Origin of the sequence: Barrientosiimonas endolithica, from assembly GCF_030296655.1 — a bacterium.
GTDB classification, from domain to species: Bacteria; Actinomycetota; Actinomycetes; order Actinomycetales; family Dermatophilaceae; genus Barrientosiimonas; species Barrientosiimonas humi.
In genome coordinates, this window is sequence record NZ_AP027735.1 from 565,206 (window position 1) to 582,309 (window position 17,104).

Annotated in this window: 10 protein-coding genes and 2 pseudogenes; 9 read left to right on the plus strand and 3 right to left on the minus strand. The window is 69.6% G+C overall.

The features are described 5' to 3' along the window. The 4 genes and pseudogenes from QUE40_RS02875 to rplL all read left to right on the plus strand — a co-directional run bounded on the left by QUE40_RS02875 (nt 1) and on the right by rplL (nt 3,021). Nucleotides 1-984 carry an SCO4651 family lipoprotein gene (locus QUE40_RS02875; protein WP_289232271.1) on the plus strand — a complete coding sequence of 328 codons (984 nt, stop codon included), beginning with the start codon at nt 1-3 and terminating at the stop codon, nt 982-984. Nucleotides 985-1,132: 148 nt separating this feature from the next. After that, nucleotides 1,133-1,786 (plus strand): hypothetical protein, encoded by a 654-nt coding sequence (locus QUE40_RS02880; protein WP_289232272.1) that lies wholly within the window; start codon nt 1,133-1,135, stop codon nt 1,784-1,786. Between the two features lie 143 nt (nt 1,787-1,929). After that, nucleotides 1,930-2,540: pseudogene (rplJ, locus tag QUE40_RS02885) on the plus strand (50S ribosomal protein L10). A 91-nt stretch (nt 2,541-2,631) separates the two neighbouring features. Further along, nucleotides 2,632-3,021: a 50S ribosomal protein L7/L12 gene (rplL, locus tag QUE40_RS02890; protein WP_142004335.1), complete on the plus strand. Its 390-nt coding sequence runs from the start codon at nt 2,632-2,634 to the stop codon at nt 3,019-3,021. A gap of 106 nt (nt 3,022-3,127) precedes the next feature. Here rplL and QUE40_RS02895 read toward each other — a convergent pair whose 3' ends face one another. The 3 genes from QUE40_RS02895 to QUE40_RS02905 form a co-directional block, all read right to left on the minus strand. Then, on the minus strand, nt 3,128-3,670 hold the full coding sequence (locus QUE40_RS02895; RefSeq protein ID WP_289232273.1) for an RNA polymerase sigma factor: 543 nt from the start codon (nt 3,668-3,670) through the stop codon (nt 3,128-3,130). Continuing rightward, complete coding sequence (locus QUE40_RS02900; protein ID WP_289232274.1) at nt 3,667-5,271, minus strand: hypothetical protein; 1,605 nt, start codon at nt 5,269-5,271, stop codon at nt 3,667-3,669. The genes QUE40_RS02895 and QUE40_RS02900 overlap by 4 nt, the downstream gene beginning before the upstream one ends. A 103-nt stretch (nt 5,272-5,374) precedes the next feature. Further along, nucleotides 5,375-5,650: a sigma factor-like helix-turn-helix DNA-binding protein gene (locus QUE40_RS02905; protein ID WP_350227126.1), complete on the minus strand. Its 276-nt coding sequence runs from the start codon at nt 5,648-5,650 to the stop codon at nt 5,375-5,377. A 478-nt stretch (nt 5,651-6,128) separates the two neighbouring features. Here QUE40_RS02905 and rpoB point away from each other — a divergent pair, with 478 nt between their 5' ends. From rpoB to fusA, 5 genes and pseudogenes are all read left to right on the plus strand, one after another. Further along, the gene (rpoB, locus tag QUE40_RS02910; protein WP_142004338.1) at nt 6,129-9,614 is read left to right on the plus strand and encodes a DNA-directed RNA polymerase subunit beta; all 3,486 of its coding nucleotides are present in this window, start codon (nt 6,129-6,131) and stop codon (nt 9,612-9,614) included. A 114-nt stretch (nt 9,615-9,728) separates the two neighbouring features. Continuing rightward, nucleotides 9,729-13,610, plus strand: coding sequence for a DNA-directed RNA polymerase subunit beta' (locus tag QUE40_RS02915; protein ID WP_142004339.1), 3,882 nt, complete (start codon nt 9,729-9,731; stop codon nt 13,608-13,610). Nucleotides 13,611-13,980: 370 nt separating this feature from the next. Continuing rightward, nucleotides 13,981-14,355: a 30S ribosomal protein S12 gene (rpsL, locus tag QUE40_RS02920; RefSeq protein ID WP_142004340.1), complete on the plus strand. Its 375-nt coding sequence runs from the start codon at nt 13,981-13,983 to the stop codon at nt 14,353-14,355. Next, nucleotides 14,355-14,825, plus strand: coding sequence for a 30S ribosomal protein S7 (gene rpsG / locus QUE40_RS02925; protein ID WP_142004341.1), 471 nt, complete (start codon nt 14,355-14,357; stop codon nt 14,823-14,825). The genes rpsL and rpsG overlap by 1 nt, the downstream gene beginning before the upstream one ends. A gap of 104 nt (nt 14,826-14,929) precedes the next feature. Then, nucleotides 14,930-17,031 (plus strand): annotated as a pseudogene (fusA, locus tag QUE40_RS02930) (elongation factor G). The last annotated feature ends 73 nt before the right edge of the window (nt 17,032-17,104 follow it).

Here is a 17,104-nt window from a genome sequence, read left to right on the forward strand (position 1 = left end):
ATGACCGTTCACCGCTTCCGCCTGCCCGTGTGCGGTGTCGCCGCGCTGCTGGGCGCCACCGTGCTCACCGGCTGCCAGTCCGGCGGCGACGACGCCGCGACCTCGGCCGCGACGCCCAGTGCCGCCACGTCCAGCACCGCACGCGCCGCGAGTCCCGCGGCTCCTGCGGCCACCACCACCGCTCCGGCCGTGGCGACGAGCGCCTCGGCCGCCGCGCCCCCGCCGGGCACCGTGGTCGACGGCGCGACGTTCGGCCGGCGCATCGAGCAGGCCACCCGGTCCGCCAAGACGGTGCGGGTCAGCATGCCGGCCCCGGACGACCCCTCCCAGTCGCTCGACGCCGACATGGTCTTCGTCAGCCCGACCCGCACCGACCTGTCGATGGCCTTCCCGGTCGAGAACCCGCAGGACGAAGGCTTCGAGCTGCGGATGGTCGACGGCTCTCTCTACTTCTCCAACCCCGACCCCGAGATCGACGCACAGTGGCTCTCGGCCGACGAGGGCACCCGCAACCCGTTCGCGCAGACGCTGGTCGGGATGATGCAGGAGAGCGCGCGCGTCGCCCCGGCCGACCAGTCCGCGCTGTACGCCAAGAGCCGCGTCACCGCGGTGGGTCCCGAGCGGGTGGCCGGCACGCAGACCACGCGCTACCGCGTGGCGGTCCCGATGACGGTCGTGCTGGACGGCGTCGAGAAGTCCTACCGCTCCACGGGCGGGCTCGACCCCGAGCTGGAGAAGGAGCTGCCGCGGCTGCGCCAGCAGGCCAAGGGCCAGACCCTGACCCAGGACGTGTGGGTCGACGCGCAGCACCGTCCGGTCCAGGCGGAGGTGGCCACCCCTGACCTCGGCGGACCGAAGACCGAGCCGATGACGATCACCTACAGCCGGTGGGGCAAGCCGGTCACGGTCGAGCGCCCGCCGGCCGACCAGACGCAGTCGGTCGACACCGCGTGGGGCAGCGAGGTGCCGCCCTGGCTGGAGTGACGCGTGCCACCCGTTCGCGTTTTTGGCCTCTGTCCACTTTCGGTTACGGTGTTCTTTGTTACTGATCCGTAGCACCTGGGGGAGCAGAAGTCATGAGCGCTGTGTCGCGCCGCGCCGTCGCGCGGGGGCCGTCTGGAGCCTGCCGGTCGTGGCGGTGGGAGCAGCCGCTCCGACCTTCGCCGCGTCGCGGCCGTGCCCGACGTTCCCGCCGGGCTCGGACTGGAACACCCGCATCACCGCCGGTCGGCCGTCCTCCATCGGTGGGGGCTACGGCTGGGGCGGCAACACCTTCTCGGTGTTCCGTGACGCGACCACCAGCGGCGGGTTCACGCTCACCTCGAGCACCACCATCTCCGGCCTGATCGCGGGTCAGACCTACACGATGGAGGTGGCGATCGGCTGGAACTACGGCAACAGCAGCGCCTCGAGCAGCACCGCGGCCGGCGCGCGCATCCGGGTCGACGGCACGGAGGTGCTCAGCGGCCAGACCCGCACGGCGGACCTCGGCGGCACCCCGGGACGCAGACGTACACCGTCACGTTCACCGCCCGCGACGAGACCGCCAGCCTGGACCTGGAGATCTACGTCCTCGCGCGCACCTTCGGGCGCAGCGCGTCCGACGACGTCTACATCAACATGCCGACGTTCACGAACTGCATCCCGCGCTGAGCCCGGCGTCGCCGATTTGGTCCGCCGGTCGTCTCGGCCGTACGCTGGGACCACCAATGACCGCCGGTCGTCGGCGCACCGAGAGGTGCGACGACCGAAGGTCCCGCCAGGTGCGGGCGACCAGCGCAGGTGAGCAAGGCCCGTGTGCCGGTGGCGACACCGCGCACGCGTGCGGCACGCACCGCGTGCCCTGAGAGCCCCGCGCGCCTGCGCCGGGGCTCGTTCCATGTCCGGGCTCCTTCGTCCGACCGGCCTCGAGCCCGGAAGGAGGACCGCATGCCCAACGCTCAGAAGGACGCGGCGATCGCCGACCTCGCGGAGAAGTTCCGCACGTCGACGGCGGCCGTGCTCACCGAGTACCGCGGACTGTCGGTCGCCCAGCTGACCAAGCTGCGCACCGACCTGCGCGAGCACGCGACCTACTCCGTGGTGAAGAACACGCTCACCCAGCGGGCTGCGCAGGAGGCCGGCGTCACGGCTTTCGACGGCCAGCTGGAGGGCCCGACCGCGATCGCCTTCATCACCGGTGACCCGGTCGAGGCGGCCAAGGGCCTGCGCGACTTCGCCAAGGAGAACCCCTTCTCGTCATCAAGAGCGGTGTGCTGGACGGCAACCCGCTCACCGGCGACGAGATCAACAAGCTCGCGAACCTCGAGTCGCGCGAGACCCTGCTCGCCAAGCTGGCCGGCGCCATGAACGCCCAGCTCAGCCAGGCGGTCTACCTGTTCGCCGCTCCGCTGTCGCAGACCGCTCGGGTCGTCGACGCGCTGCGCGCGAAGGTGGAGACCGAGGGTCCCGTCACCGACGAGCAGGCCCCCGCGAACGAGCCCGAGGCCGCTGCGGCCGAGGGCAGCACCGACGTCGCCGAGGGTGGCGACGAGGGCTGATCCGCACCCCGCGGACCACCCAGCCAGAACCCACGCCACTCACGGCACCGAGCGGCCCCGGCCGCCCGGATCAGACAGAAAGGACGCCATCATGGCGAAGCTCAGCAACGACGAGCTCCTTGAGGCCTTCAAGGAGATGACCCTGATCGAGCTCTCGGAGTTCGTGAAGCAGTTCGAGGACACCTTCAACGTCACCGCCGCGGCCCCGGTTGCCGTCGCGGGTGCCGCCCCCGCCGCTGGCGGCGGCGACGCCGGTGCTGCCGAGGAGCAGGACGAGTTCGACGTCATCCTCGCCGCTGCCGGTGACAAGAAGATCCAGGTCATCAAGGAGGTCCGCGCGCTGACCTCCCTCGGCCTGAAGGAGGCCAAGGACCTCGTGGACGGCGCCCCCAAGCCCGTCCTGGAGAAGGTCGACAAGGCTGCTGCCGAGAAGGCCAAGGAGCAGCTCGAGGGCGCCGGCGCCACCGTCGAGCTCAAGTGAGCCTGATCTCCTAGATCACGCCGAACGGCGCGTGACCCCCATGTCGGGGTCACGCGCCGTTCGCGTTCCTGCGGGCTCTCGTGAGGCGGCTCGCGGGACGGGCGGCTCAGGCCGTCGTGGGCGCGACGGGCGCGACCACGCCGTCCTCGTCCGGCTCCAGCTCCCCGCGCAGCGAGCGCAGCGCGCGGTGGGTGTTGCTGCGCACGGCGCCGGTCGACATCCGCAGGGCCTCGGCCGTCTCGGTCACCGACAGCTCCTCGAGGTATCTCAGCACCACGACCGCCCGCTGCCGGGGCGGCAGCCGGGTCACGAGCCGCACCAGGTGGTCGCGCGTCCACGCGGCGTCGAGGTCGACGACCACGGCCTCCTCGTGGTCGCGCACCGCGGCGTCCGACACGACCTCCCGACTGGCCGCGCGCCGACGGCCGGTCAGGAACTGGTTGACCATCATGGTGCGCAGGTAGGCCCCGACCGACCGGCTCGCGACGACCCGCTCCCACCGGTGGATGGCCTGCGCGAAGGTCTCCTGCAGCAGGTCCTCGGCGTCCTGGCGGTGGCCGGTGAGCGACCAGGCGAGCGCGCTCAGCCGCCCGCCGTACGTCCTCAGCAGCTCCTCGAGGTCACGGTCCGTCGGCGTCGCGCGGCTCATGACGCGCCGCCGACCTTGCCGGCCGTCACGCTGCTCAGCCGGGTCGCGACGTCCCGTGCCGTGGCGGCCGCGGCGGGGTCGGGGGCCAGCGGCTCGTCGTAGCTGGCCCGCGGGTCGTCCCAGGCGATCTCGGCCGCGGTGCTGACGACGTACGTCCCGACCCGGACGACGGCGGTGGCCGCCGAGCGGTGCCGTCGCGGGTCCTCGCGCGCGACGTAGAGGAAGTGGGTCGCCGGGTCGGTGCCCGCCCAGCTCGCGCGAGGCATCTCGGCGCTGCCGGGCGTGGCCGCGCCGGGCTGCGCCCCGCTCTGCGGCGCGGAGATCTGCCCGGTGTAGGCCAGGATCGCCCGCTGCGCCTGCTGCTCGCTCGGGAAGACGTTGACGACGACGTACGCCCCGTCCAGCTCGCCGGCGCGCTCGCGGATGACCAGCCGGAACGTGGTGGCCGTGGGCACCCCGTCGCCGGTGAGCGGGCACGTCTCCAGCGTGCCGACGGCGACCCCGCCGGCCATGCACACGCCCTGCGCGAGGTTCCCTCCGCGGAACCCGCCCACGGGCGGCGCGCCCGTCGACCAGCCCTGCGGGAGCTCGGAGCCGACGGGGAGCAGCTCGGGAGAGATGACCTCGCCGCCCACCGGCACCGGCTCGGCCGACGGGTCCTTCATCGTGGTCTCGTCGCTGCCGGGCACCGCGCGGCCCTGGGTGGGCGGGAAGCCCGAGCGGCGCTGCAGGTCGGCGGTCGCGAGGGCCGCGCGGGTGGCGATCCGTTCGGCGAGCGGCTGGTTCTCGGCATAGCCGGCGGCGGTCACGAGCACGTCGCCGACGCGCACCACCGCGAGGGCCGCACCCGGGCCGATGCCCTGCGCCTGCGGGTCGGTGTCGTTGCCCTGACGGGGGCCGGCCGGCGGGTTCAGCTCGTACGGCTGCAGCCGCCACAGCTGGTGCGTCGCCGCGTCCTGCCCGGCCCACGGCCGGGACTCCGGGGTCTGCGGCCAGCGGCAGTAGCCGGTGTTGTCGCGCAGCTGCTGCAGGGCGGCGGCGCCCTTGCCGGTGGTGAACCCGAGCACCATCGCGCGCAGCTGGCGCGGGCTGCTGGTCGACTCGGTGAACGACATCGCGATCGGCTGCAGCGCCTGCTGGGCGCCCGGTGCCTGGCAGTTCATGCCCATCGCCGGCACGTCGCCGCTGGCCTGGGTGCCCGTCGCGCTCAGCCGCACGCCGTCGTAGTCGCCCGGCGCGAACTCCTCGGGGAAGACGTACCGCTGCTGCTGCAGGAGCCGCTGCCGGTATCCCTCGATCGCGGCCCGGTCGCCCTGGCTGACCGGGTCGTTCGGGATCGACGGCGCCGTCGCGACCCCGGTCACCTGCGAGTCCAGGCGCAACGGGGCGCCGCCGCCCGCGAGCAGCACGCTCGCGGCGAGCGCCGCGGCGGCCGCACCCACCCCGGCCGTGCTCCAGGCGCGACGACGGCGCTGAAGCCGGCCGGCCCGGCGCCGGGCGCCGGCGATGACGGCCGGCGCGGGCGGCTGCGGCGGCTCGAGCCGGTCGTACGCCTGCAGCAGCGCCCGTTCGAGGTCGTCCTGCGGTGCCTGCTGGCTCACTCTGGTCATGGTGCCCTCCCGGGGTCGTGGTGACCTGCCCTTCGTAGGAGGAGACGAGGTGAACCCGCCGGGCGTCACGCCCAGAGGTGCCGCCGGGGCCCGCTCAGCCGCCTGCGGCGAGCCGGTCGTCCGGCGAGCGCTCCTGCTCGGCGAGGCCGCGCAGGGTCTCGTACGCCCGGTGCGTCGTCGAGCGCACCGCGCCGGGCGACATCGACAGGGCCTGGGCGATCTGCTCGGTGGAGAAGTCCTCGAGGTAGCGCAGCACCAGCACGGCGCGCCGACGGCGGGCCACCTCGGCGAGGGCGCCGTCGACCCACCGCTCGGCCGGTGGCAGGGGAGAGCGGACGCGGTCGTACGCCTGCTGCAGCTGCTGCGCCAGCGCGTCGTCCCGGGCGGTCGAGGTCGCCGGTCCCGCGCGGGGGACTGCTCATGGCGTTCATCGTGGCCCTCCTGAGGGTGGTCCGTCGGGTTCTCCCTCCAGACGCGGTGGGCCGGCGCGGATGTCACGGCGCGTCCGCGGATGTCACGACACGCCGCGCGCCTCTTGACCGGTGACCCCGCGGCGGGCCACCATCGTCGGCAACAACGCGGATCGTCAGGCCGCCCGAGACCAGCACAGGGCCGGGCTGGAGGCGGTTCGCGACAGACGGCACGGGGCCTGCGGAGGCCCACTAGACATGCTGCCCTCCCTTCGGTATGCTGTCGCTTTGCGCTGCCCTGTGCTCACCCTCTCTCGCCATCACTGACGATGTTCGGCGCTCTTCGTGCTGCGTCCGTTGAGAACCACGTCGATGGCTGGTCCGGGAAGCCGGGCGGTGCTGCCCGCCGCTCAGTAAGGCTCTGGAAGGACCCCTTCGTTGGCTGCCTCGCGTACTGCGACTCAGACTCTGTCCTCGGCAAAGACGGCTTCTGGTCGTCTGTCCTTCGCGAAGATTCGCGAACCCCTCGAGATCCCTGACCTGCTCGCCCTCCAGACGGAGAGCTTCGACTGGCTGCTCGGCAACGAGCGCTGGCAGGAGCGCGTCGCCGCCGCCAACTCCGGCGGCAAGGTCACGGTTCCCGAGCGTTCCGGTCTGGAGGAGATCTTCGAGGAGATCTCCCCGATCGAGGACTTCTCCGGCTCGATGTCCCTCTCGTTCCGCGACCACCGGTTCGAGGACATCAAGTACTCCATCGAGGAGTGCAAGGAGAAGGACATGACCTACTCCGCTCCGCTGTTCGTCACGGCGGAGTTCATGAACAACAACACCGGCGAGATCAAGAGCCAGACGGTCTTCATGGGCGACTTCCCGCTCATGACCGACCGCGGCACCTTCGTGATCAACGGCACCGAGCGCGTCGTCGTCTCGCAGCTGGTCCGCAGCCCCGGCGTCTACTTCGAGCGGTCGGTCGACAAGACCTCCGACAAGGACGTCTACACCGCCAAGGTCATCCCGAGCCGCGGCGCGTGGCTGGAGTTCGAGATCGACAAGCGCGACATCGTCGGCGTGCGCGTCGACCGCAAGCGCAAGCAGTCGGTCACCGTGCTGCTGAAGGCCCTGGGCTGGACCGAGGCGCAGATCCTGGAGGAGTTCGGCGACTTCGAGTCGATGCGCCAGACCCTCGAGAAGGACCACACCGCCGGCCAGGACGAGGCCCTGCTCGACATCTACCGCAAGCTGCGCCCGGGCGAGCCGCCGACCAAGGAGGCCGCCCAGACGCTGCTGGACAACCTCTACTTCAACGGCAAGCGGTACGACCTGGCCAAGGTCGGTCGCTACAAGATCAACAAGAAGCTCGGCCTCGAGGAGCCGCTCTCGGAGTCGACGCTGTCGGTCGACGACATCGTCGCCACGATCCGCTACCTCGTCGAGCTGCACGCCGGCAACGAGACGATGCCGGGCCGTCGTGACGGCGAGGACGTCGAGGTGCGCGTCGAGGTCGACGACATCGACCACTTCGGCAACCGTCGCCTGCGCAGCGTCGGCGAGCTCATCCAGAACCAGGTCCGCACGGGCCTGTCGCGGATGGAGCGCGTCGTGCGCGAGCGGATGACCACCCAGGACGTCGAGGCCATCACGCCGCAGACCCTGATCAACATCCGGCCGGTCGTCGCCTCCATCAAGGAGTTCTTCGGCACCAGCCAGCTGTCGCAGTTCATGGACCAGAACAACCCCCTCGCGGGGCTGACGCACAAGCGTCGCCTCAACGCGCTGGGCCCGGGTGGTCTGTCCCGTGACCGCGCCGGCATGGAGGTCCGTGACGTCCACCCGAGCCACTACGGCCGCATGTGCCCGATCGAGACCCCCGAGGGTCCCAACATCGGTCTGATCGGCTCGCTGGCGTCGTACGGCCGGATCAACCCGTTCGGGTTCGTCGAGACTCCCTACCGCAAGGTCGTCAAGGGCAAGGTGACCGACGAGGTCGTCTACCTGTCCGCCGACGAGGAGGACGAGCACGTCATCGCCCAGGCGAACGCGCCGCTCACCGACGACCAGCACTTCGCCGAGGAGCGGGTCCTGGTCCGCACCAAGGGCGGCGAGGCGACCGACGTCCCCGCCGACGAGGTCGACTACATGGACGTCTCCGCGCGCCAGATGGTGTCGGCGGCGACCGCGCTGATCCCGTTCCTGGAGCACGACGACGCCAGCCGCGCGCTCATGGGCGCCAACATGCAGCGTCAGGCCGTGCCGCTGGTGCGCTCGGCCTCGCCGCTGGTCGGCACCGGCATCGAGTACCGCGCGGCGCTGGACTCCGGTGACGTCGTGCGGGCCGACAAGGCCGGCGTCGTCGAGGAGATCTCGGCCGACCTGGTGACGGTGGCTGCCGACGACGGCACCCGCCAGACCTACCGCATCGCCAAGTTCACCCGCTCCAACCAGGGCACCTGCTACAACCAGCGGGTCGTGGTGAACGAGGGCGACCGTCTCGAGGTGGGCGCCGTCATCGCCGACGGTCCCGCGACCGACGGTGGCGAGATGGCGCTCGGGCAGAACCTGCTCGTGGCGTTCATGCCGTGGGAGGGCCACAACTACGAGGACGCGATCATCCTGTCGCAGCGCCTCGTGCAGGACGACGTGCTGTCCTCGATCCACATCGAGGAGCACGAGATCGACGCCCGCGACACCAAGCTGGGCCCTGAGGAGATCACCCGGGACATCCCGAACGTCTCCGAGGAGGTCCTGGCCGACCTCGACGAGCGCGGCATCATCCGCATCGGCGCGGAGGTGCGCGACGGCGACCTGCTGGTCGGCAAGGTCACGCCCAAGGGCGAGACCGAGCTGACCCCGGAGGAGCGCCTGCTGCGCGCCATCTTCGGCGAGAAGGCCCGCGAGGTGCGCGACACGTCGATGAAGGTGCCGCACGGCGAGACCGGCACGGTCATCGGCGTCAAGGTGTTCGACCGCGAGGACGACGACGAGCTGCCGCCCGGCGTCAACCAGCTGGTGCGTGTCTACGTCGCCAACAAGCGCAAGATCACCGACGGCGACAAGCTCGCCGGCCGCCACGGCAACAAGGGCGTCATCGCCAAGATCCTGCCCGTGGAGGACATGCCGTTCCTCGAGGACGGCACGCCGGTCGACATCGTGCTGAACCCGCTCGGTGTTCCCTCCCGCATGAACCCCGGCCAGGTGCTCGAGCTGCACATGGGCTGGGCGGCCTCGCGCGGCTGGGACATCGAGGGCACCCCCGACTGGGCCGCGCGCATCCCGCAGGACGCGCGCACGGCCGAGCCGAACACCCGCATCGCGAGCCCCGTCTTCGACGGCGCCCGCGAGGAGGAGATCCGCGGTCTGCTCGACTCGACCACGCCGACCCGTGACGGTCAGCGCCTGGTCGACAACACGGGCAAGGCGCGGCTGTTCGACGGGCGTTCCGGCGAGCCGTTCCCGGACCCGGTCGCGGTCGGCTACATGTACATCCTCAAGCTCCACCACCTGGTCGACGACAAGATCCACGCGCGCTCGACCGGCCCGTACTCGATGATCACGCAGCAGCCGCTGGGCGGTAAGGCCCAGTTCGGTGGCCAGCGGTTCGGCGAGATGGAGGTGTGGGCGCTCGAGGCCTACGGCGCCGCCTACGCGCTGCAGGAGCTGCTGACGATCAAGTCCGACGACGTCACCGGCCGGGTGAAGGTCTACGAGGCGATCGTGAAGGGCGAGAACATCCCCGAGCCGGGGATCCCCGAGTCCTTCAAGGTGCTCATCAAGGAGATGCAGTCGCTCTGCCTGAACGTCGAGGTGCTCAGCTCCGACGGCCAGACGATCGACCTGCGCGACTCCGACCAGGAGGTCTTCCGCGCCGCGGAAGAGCTCGGCATCGACCTGTCTCGGCGCGAGCCGAGCAGCGTCGAAGAGGTCTGATCTCGAGCCCGGGCGCCGCGGCGACGCGGCGCCCGGGATGAGGTCGACAACGCGAATATCACTGACACTCAACTGATTTCAGACTTCTAGAACCACGAAAGAAGGACAGCGAACGTGCTGGACGTCAACTTCTTCGACGAGCTTCGGATCGGCCTGGCCACTGCCGACGACATCCGTCAGTGGAGCCACGGCGAGGTCAAGAAGCCGGAGACCATCAACTACCGCACCCTCAAGCCCGAGAAGGACGGCCTCTTCTGCGAGAAGATCTTCGGCCCCACCCGGGACTGGGAGTGCTACTGCGGCAAGTACAAGCGGGTCCGCTTCAAGGGCATCATCTGTGAGCGCTGCGGCGTCGAGGTGACCCGCTCCAACGTGCGCCGTGAGCGCATGGGCCACATCGAGTTGGCCGCCCCGGTCACCCACATCTGGTACTTCAAGGGTGTCCCGAGCCGGCTCGGCTACCTGCTCGACCTGGCGCCGAAGGACCTCGAGAAGGTCATCTACTTTGCGGCCTACATGATCACCTCGGTCGACGAGGAGCAGCGGCACGCCGACCTGCCCTCGCTCGAGGCGCAGATCGAGGTCGAGAAGAAGGAGATCGAGAACCGCCGCGACGGTGACGTGAACACCCGCGCGAGCAAGCTCGAGGCCGACCTCGCCGAGCTCGAGAAGGAAGGCGCCAAGGCCGACGCGCGCCGCAAGGTGCGCGAGTCCGCCGAGCGCGAGATGAACCAGATCCGCAAGCGCGCCGACCAGCAGGTCGAGCGGCTCGAGCAGGTCTGGGACCGCTTCAAGAACCTCAAGGTCCAGGACCTCGAGGGCGACGAGGTGCTCTACCGCGAGATGCGCGACCGGTTCGGTCTGTACTTCGAGGGCGGGATGGGCGCCGCGGCGCTGCAGAAGCGTCTCGAGACCTTCGACCTGGACGCCGAGTCGGAGTCGCTGCGCGAGATCATCGCGACCGGCAAGGGTCAGAAGAAGACCCGCGCCCTGAAGCGGCTCAAGGTCGTCACCGCCTTCCAGCAGACCAAGAACAGCCCCACGGGCATGGTCCTGGACTGCGTGCCGGTCATCCCGCCGGACCTGCGCCCGATGGTGCAGCTCGACGGTGGCCGCTTCGCGACCTCCGACCTCAACGACCTCTACCGCCGGGTCATCAACCGCAACAACCGTCTGAAGCGACTGCTGGACCTCGGGGCTCCCGAGATCATCGTGAACAACGAGAAGCGGATGCTGCAGGAGTCGGTCGACGCGCTGTTCGACAACGGCCGGCGCGGTCGTCCGGTCACCGGCCCCGGCAACCGGGCGCTGAAGTCGCTGTCCGACATGCTCAAGGGCAAGCAGGGCCGCTTCCGGCAGAACCTGCTCGGCAAGCGCGTCGACTACTCCGGCCGTAGCGTCATCGTGGTCGGCCCGCAGCTGAAGCTGCACCAGTGCGGTCTGCCCAAGCAGATGGCCCTGGAGCTGTTCAAGCCGTTCGTGATGAAGCGTCTGGTCGACCTCGACCACGCGCAGAACATCAAGTCGGCCAAGCGCATGGTCGAGCGCGCGCGTCCGGTCGTGTGGGACGTCCTCGAAGAGGTCATCACCGAGCACCCGGTGCTGCTCAACCGTGCGCCCACGCTGCACCGCCTCGGCATCCAGGCCTTCGAGCCGCAGCTGGTCGAGGGCAAGGCCGTCCAGATCCACCCGCTCGTCTGCTCGGCGTTCAACGCCGACTTCGACGGTGACCAGATGGCCGTGCACGTGCCGCTGTCGGCGGAGGCCCAGGCCGAGGCCCGCATCCTGATGCTGTCCTCGAACAACATCCTCAAGCCGTCCGACGGCCGTCCGGTGACCATGCCGACCCAGGACATGATCATGGGTCTGTTCCACCTGACGTCCGAGGTCGAGGAGGGGCAGACGGGTCGAGCCTTCTCGTCCGTCGCCGAGGCGCGGATGGCGTACGACGCCGGCGAGATCCAGCTCGGCACGCCGATCAAGGTGCGCATCGACGACTTCGTGCCGTCGGTCGACGCTCCGCTGCCCGAGGGTGCCCAGCTGGGCGAGGACGGCCGCGCCGTCAGCGCCCTGGTGGAGACCACCCTGGGTCGCGCGCTGTTCAACGACACGCTCCCGGAGGACTACGCCTTCGTGAACGTGCCCGTCGACAAGAAGGGTCTGTCGGCGATCGTCAACGACCTCGCCGAGCGCTACAGCAAGGTGCAGGTCGCGGCGTCGCTGGACGCGCTCAAGGAGGCCGGTTTCTACTGGGCCACCCGCTCGGGCACGACCGTGTCCATCGCCGACGTCGTCATGCCGGACAAGACCGAGATCCTGGCCGGCTACGAGACCAAGGCGGCCAAGGTCCAGCAGCAGTTCGACCGCGGTCTGATCACCGACGACGAGCGCCGTCAGGAGCTCATCGAGATCTGGACCCAGGCGGCCAACGACGTCTCCAAGGCGATGGAGGAGAACTTCCCCAAGAAGAACCCCATCTACCGGATGGTCTCCTCGGGTGCGCGTGGTAACTGGTTCCAGCTGCGCCAGCTGGCCGGCATGCGTGGCCTCATGGCCAACCCGAAGGGCGAGATCATCCCGCGCCCGATCAAGGCGAACTTCCGTGAGGGTCTGTCCGTGCTGGAGTTCTTCATCTCCACGCACGGCACCCGCAAGGGTCTGGCCGACACCGCTCTGCGGACGGCCGACTCGGGTTACCTCACGCGTCGTCTGGTCGACGTGTCGCAGGACGTCATCATCCGTGAGGACGACTGCGGCACCGAGCGCGGCCTGACCCTGCCGATCGCGCAGCGCAACGCCGACGGCGAGCTCGTCGAGCACGAGGACGTCGAGACCTCGGTCTACGCGCGGACGCTCGCGTCCGACGTGGAGGTCGACGGAGAGGTGCTGGCCGCGGCCGGTGCCGACCTGGGCGACGTCAACCTGGACAAGCTGGTCGCCGCGGGCGTCGAGGAGGTCAAGGTCCGTTCGGTCCTGACCTGCGAGTCGCGCGTCGGCACCTGCGCCAAGTGCTACGGCCGCAGCCTGGCCACCGGCAAGCTGGTCGACATCGGTGAGGCCGTCGGCATCATCGCGGCCCAGTCGATCGGTGAGCCCGGCACGCAGCTGACCATGCGCACCTTCCACACCGGTGGTGCCGCGGGTGACGACATCACCCAGGGTCTGCCGCGTGTGGTCGAGCTGTTCGAGGCCCGCACGCCCAAGGGTGTGGCGCCGATCGCCGAGGCCAGCGGCCGGGTGCAGATCGAGGAGACCGACAAGGCTCGTCGCATCCTGCTCACCCCGGACGACGGCTCCGAGGAGCACGCCTACCCGGTCAGCAAGCGTGCGCGCATGCTGATCGAGGACGGTCAGCACGTCGAGGTCGGCACGCTGCTGGTGCAGGGTGCGATCGACCCCAAGCAGGTGCTGCGCATCCTCGGCCCGCGCGCGGTGCAGAAGCACCTCGTCGACGAGGTGCAGAGCGTCTACCGCCAGCAGGGTGTGTCGATCCACGACAAGCACATCGAGGTCATCGTGCGGCAGATGCTGCGCCGCGTGACGATCATCGAGGCCGGCGACACCGAGCTGCTGCCCGGTGAGCTCGCGGAGCGTTCGCGCTTCGAGGACGAGTCGCGCCGTGCGGTCGCCGAGGGCGGCCGGCCGGCGTCGGGTCGCCCCGACCTGCTCGGGATCACCAAGGCGTCGCTCGCCACCGACTCGTGGCTCTCGGCCGCCTCCTTCCAGGAGACGACCCGGGTGCTCACCGAGGCGGCGATGCACGCCAAGAGCGACCCGCTGCTGGGCCTGAAGGAGAACGTCATCCTCGGAAAGCTCATCCCGGCGGGCACCGGCCTGACGCGCTACCGCAACGTCACGGTCGAGCCCACCGAGGAGGCCAAGGCGGCGCTGTACGCCCTGCCCGACTACCAGGCCTACGACTACCCGGTCTTCGGCCCGGGCAGCGGCGAGGCGGTGCGGCTGGACGACGCGAGCCTCGGGTTCTCCGACGGCTGACGAAGCGCGTAGTGAAGCAACGACCGTGCGGCGCAGCTCCCGGGAAGGAGCTGCGCCGCGCGGCGTTGTAGCAGGTGTACGGATTTGGCGGCGTGTCGGCGCGCCGGTACGCTTGATCCTCGTGCGTGGGCTCTGCCCTGCCCCGATAGATCGCCCGATGCTCGGCGCGACAGTTCGCGGGCATCAGGCCCCCACACGCCCCCGCCGGGCATCCGCAGGAGTTGTTCCTGCCGGAAGTGCAGGGGAGGGCGCTGGCTGACACACCCGACCGCGTGGGTCGGATGGGAAGCCGGACCAACCAAGGAGCTCGACGACGGCGTACGCGCCTGTCGCCGGCAGACAAGACGAAACGACAAGGTCGGAGAACAGGTTGCCTACCATCAACCAGCTCGTCCGCAAGGGTCGCCAGGACAAGGCCAGCAAGGTCTCCACCCCGGCTCTTAAGGGCAGCCCCCAGCGACGCGGCGTGTGCACCCGCGTCTACACCACCACCCCGAAGAAGCCGAACTCCGCGCTGCGCAAGGTCGCGCGCGTGAAGCTGACCTCGGGCATCGAGGTCACCGCTTACATCCCGGGTGTGGGCCACAACCTGCAGGAGCACTCGATCGTGCTCGTGCGCGGCGGTCGTGTGAAGGACCTGCCGGGTGTGCGCTACAAGATCATCCGCGGCTCGCTCGACACCCAGGGTGTCAAGGGCCGCCAGCAGGCCCGTAGCCGTTACGGCGCGAAGAAGGAGAAGAAGTAATGCCTCGCAAGGGCCCCGCTCCGAAGCGCCCCCTGGTCGTCGACCCGGTCTACGGCTCGCCGCTGGTCACCCAGCTGGTCAACAAGATCCTGCTCGACGGCAAGAAGTCGACCGCTGAGCGCATCGTCTACGGCGCCCTCGAGGGCTGCCGCGAGAAGACCGGCACCGACCCGGTCGTCACGCTCAAGCGCGCGCTCGACAACGTCAAGCCCGCCCTGGAGGTCAAGTCCCGCCGCGTCGGTGGTGCGACCTACCAGGTCCCGGTCGAGGTCAAGCCCAACCGTGCGGTGACCCTGTCGCTGCGCTGGCTGGTCGGCTACTCCCGGCAGCGCCGCGAGAAGACGATGACCGAGCGCCTGATGAACGAGATCCTCGACGCGAGCAACGGCCTGGGTGCCGCGGTCAAGCGTCGTGAGGACACCCACAAGATGGCCGAGTCCAACCGGGCCTTCGCGCACTACCGCTGGTGACCCGTCGGTGCGTCGCGACCGGCCCGCCGGTCGCGACGCACCAACGCAGCGGTTCCACCGCTGTTCGATACTGACGAACTCACGAGAGACGAGAAGAGACTCCTGTGGCACAGGACGTGCTGACTGACCTCAACAAGGTCCGCAACATCGGGATCATGGCGCACATCGACGCCGGCAAGACCACGACGACCGAGCGGATCCTGTTCTACACCGGCGTCAACCACAAGATGGGCGAGACGCACGACGGCGCCTCGACCACCGACTGGATGGAGCAGGAGAAGGAGCGGGGATCACCATCACCTCCGCCGCCGTCACCTCGTTCTGGAAGGGCTACCAGATCAACCTGATCGACACGCCCGGCCACGTCGACTTCACCGTCGAGGTCGAGCGCAACCTGCGCGTCCTCGACGGCGCCGTCGCCGTCTTCGACGGCAAGGAGGGTGTCGAGCCGCAGTCGGAGACCGTGTGGCGTCAGGCCGACAAGTACGGCGTCCCGCGCATGTGCTTCATCAACAAGATGGACAAGATGGGCGCGGACTTCTACTTCTCCGTGCAGACGATGGTGGACCGCCTCGGCGCGACCCCGCTGGTCATGCAGCTGCCGATCGGTGCCGAGTCCGACTTCGAGGGCGTCGTCGACCTCATCTCGATGAAGGCGCTGACCTGGCGCGGCGAGACCAAGCTCGGTGAGGAGTACGCCACCGAGGAGATCCCCGCGGACCTGCAGGCCAAGGCCGAGGAGTACCGCAACCACCTGATCGAGAAGGTCGCCGAGGCCGACGAGGAGCTCCTCGAGAAGTACCTCGGTGGCGAGGAGCTGACCGAGGACGAGATCAAGCAGGGTGTGCGCAAGCTGACCCTCGCCAACGAGGTCAACCCGGTCTTCTGCGGCACCGCGTTCAAGAACAAGGGCGTGCAGCCCCTGCTCGACGCGGTCATCGACTACCTCCCGAGCCCGATCGACGTCAACGGCGCCGACGGCCACCAGCCCGGTGACGAGGAGACGGTGATCCACCGCAACGCGGACGCCGAGGAGCCGTTCGCGGCGCTGGCGTTCAAGATCGCGGCGCACCCCTTCTACGGCACGCTGACCTACATCCGGGTCTACTCCGGCCAGATCACCGCCGGCTCGCAGGTCATGAACGCGACCAAGGGCAAGAAGGAGCGTCTGGGCAAGCTGTTCCAGATGCACGCCAACAAGGAGAACCCGGTCGACAAGGCCTCGGCGGGTCACATCTACGCGGTCATCGGACTGAAGGACACCACCACCGGTGACACCCTGTCCGACCTGAACGAGCAGATCATCCTCGAGTCGATGACCTTCCCGGAGCCGGTCATCCACGTGGCGATCGAGCCCAAGACCAAGGGCGACCAGGAGAAGCTCGGCACGGCCATCCAGCGCCTGGCGCAGGAGGACCCGACCTTCACCGTCCGCCTCGACGAGGAGACCGGCCAGACCGTCATCGGCGGCATGGGCGAGCTCCACCTCGACATCCTGGTCGACCGCATGAAGCGGGAGTTCAAGGTCGAGGCCAACGTCGGTGCGCCGCAGGTCGCCTACCGCGAGACGATCCGTCGCCCGGTCGAGAAGTACGACTACACCCACAAGAAGCAGACGGGTGGGTCCGGCCAGTTCGCGAAGGTGCAGATCACCTTCGAGCCGCTGGAGACCACCGAGGGTGAGCTGTACGAGTTCGAGAACAAGGTCACCGGTGGTCGCATCCCGCGGGAGTACATCCCCTCGGTCGACCACGGCATCCAGGAGGCCATGCAGCTGGGTGTGCTCGCCGGCTACCCGCTGGTGGGCCTGAAGGCCACGCTGCTCGACGGCGCCTACCACGACGTCGACTCCTCGGAGATGGCGTTCAAGATCGCCGGTTCGATGGCGCTCAAGGAGGCCGTCCGCAAGGCCGACCCGGTGCTGCTCGAGCCGATGATGGCGGTCGAGGTGCGCACGCCCGAGGACTACATGGGCGACGTCATCGGCGACATCAACTCCCGCCGTGGCCAGATCCAGGCCATGGAGGACATCAGCGGTGCCAAGGTCGTCCGCGGCCTCGTCCCGCTGTCGGAGATGTTCGGGTACGTCGGCGACCTGCGTTCCAAGACGCAGGGTCGTGCGAACTACACGATGCAGTTCGACTCCTACGCCGAGGTTCCCCGGAACGTCGCCGAGGAGATCATCAAGAAGATCCGGGGCGAGTGACGCGTATCCTCGCGTCAGCCCACCGGTAAGGAAAGAGAAACCCAACCGGCGCCGCCCCGGCGCCGCAAGCACG

Bases quoted from the DNA above. Each gene is read 5' to 3' on its own strand.
- QUE40_RS02895 (WP_289232273.1), bottom strand. From the start codon at position 3,670: ATGAGCCGCGCGACGCCGACGGACCGTGACCTCGAGGAGCTGCTGAGG.
- rplL (WP_142004335.1), top strand. From the start codon at position 2,632: ATGGCGAAGCTCAGCAACGACGAGCTCCTTGAGGCCTTCAAGGAGATG.
- QUE40_RS02875 (WP_289232271.1), top strand. From the start codon at position 1: ATGACCGTTCACCGCTTCCGCCTGCCCGTGTGCGGTGTCGCCGCGCTG.
- rpsG (WP_142004341.1), top strand. From the start codon at position 14,355: ATGCCTCGCAAGGGCCCCGCTCCGAAGCGCCCCCTGGTCGTCGACCCG.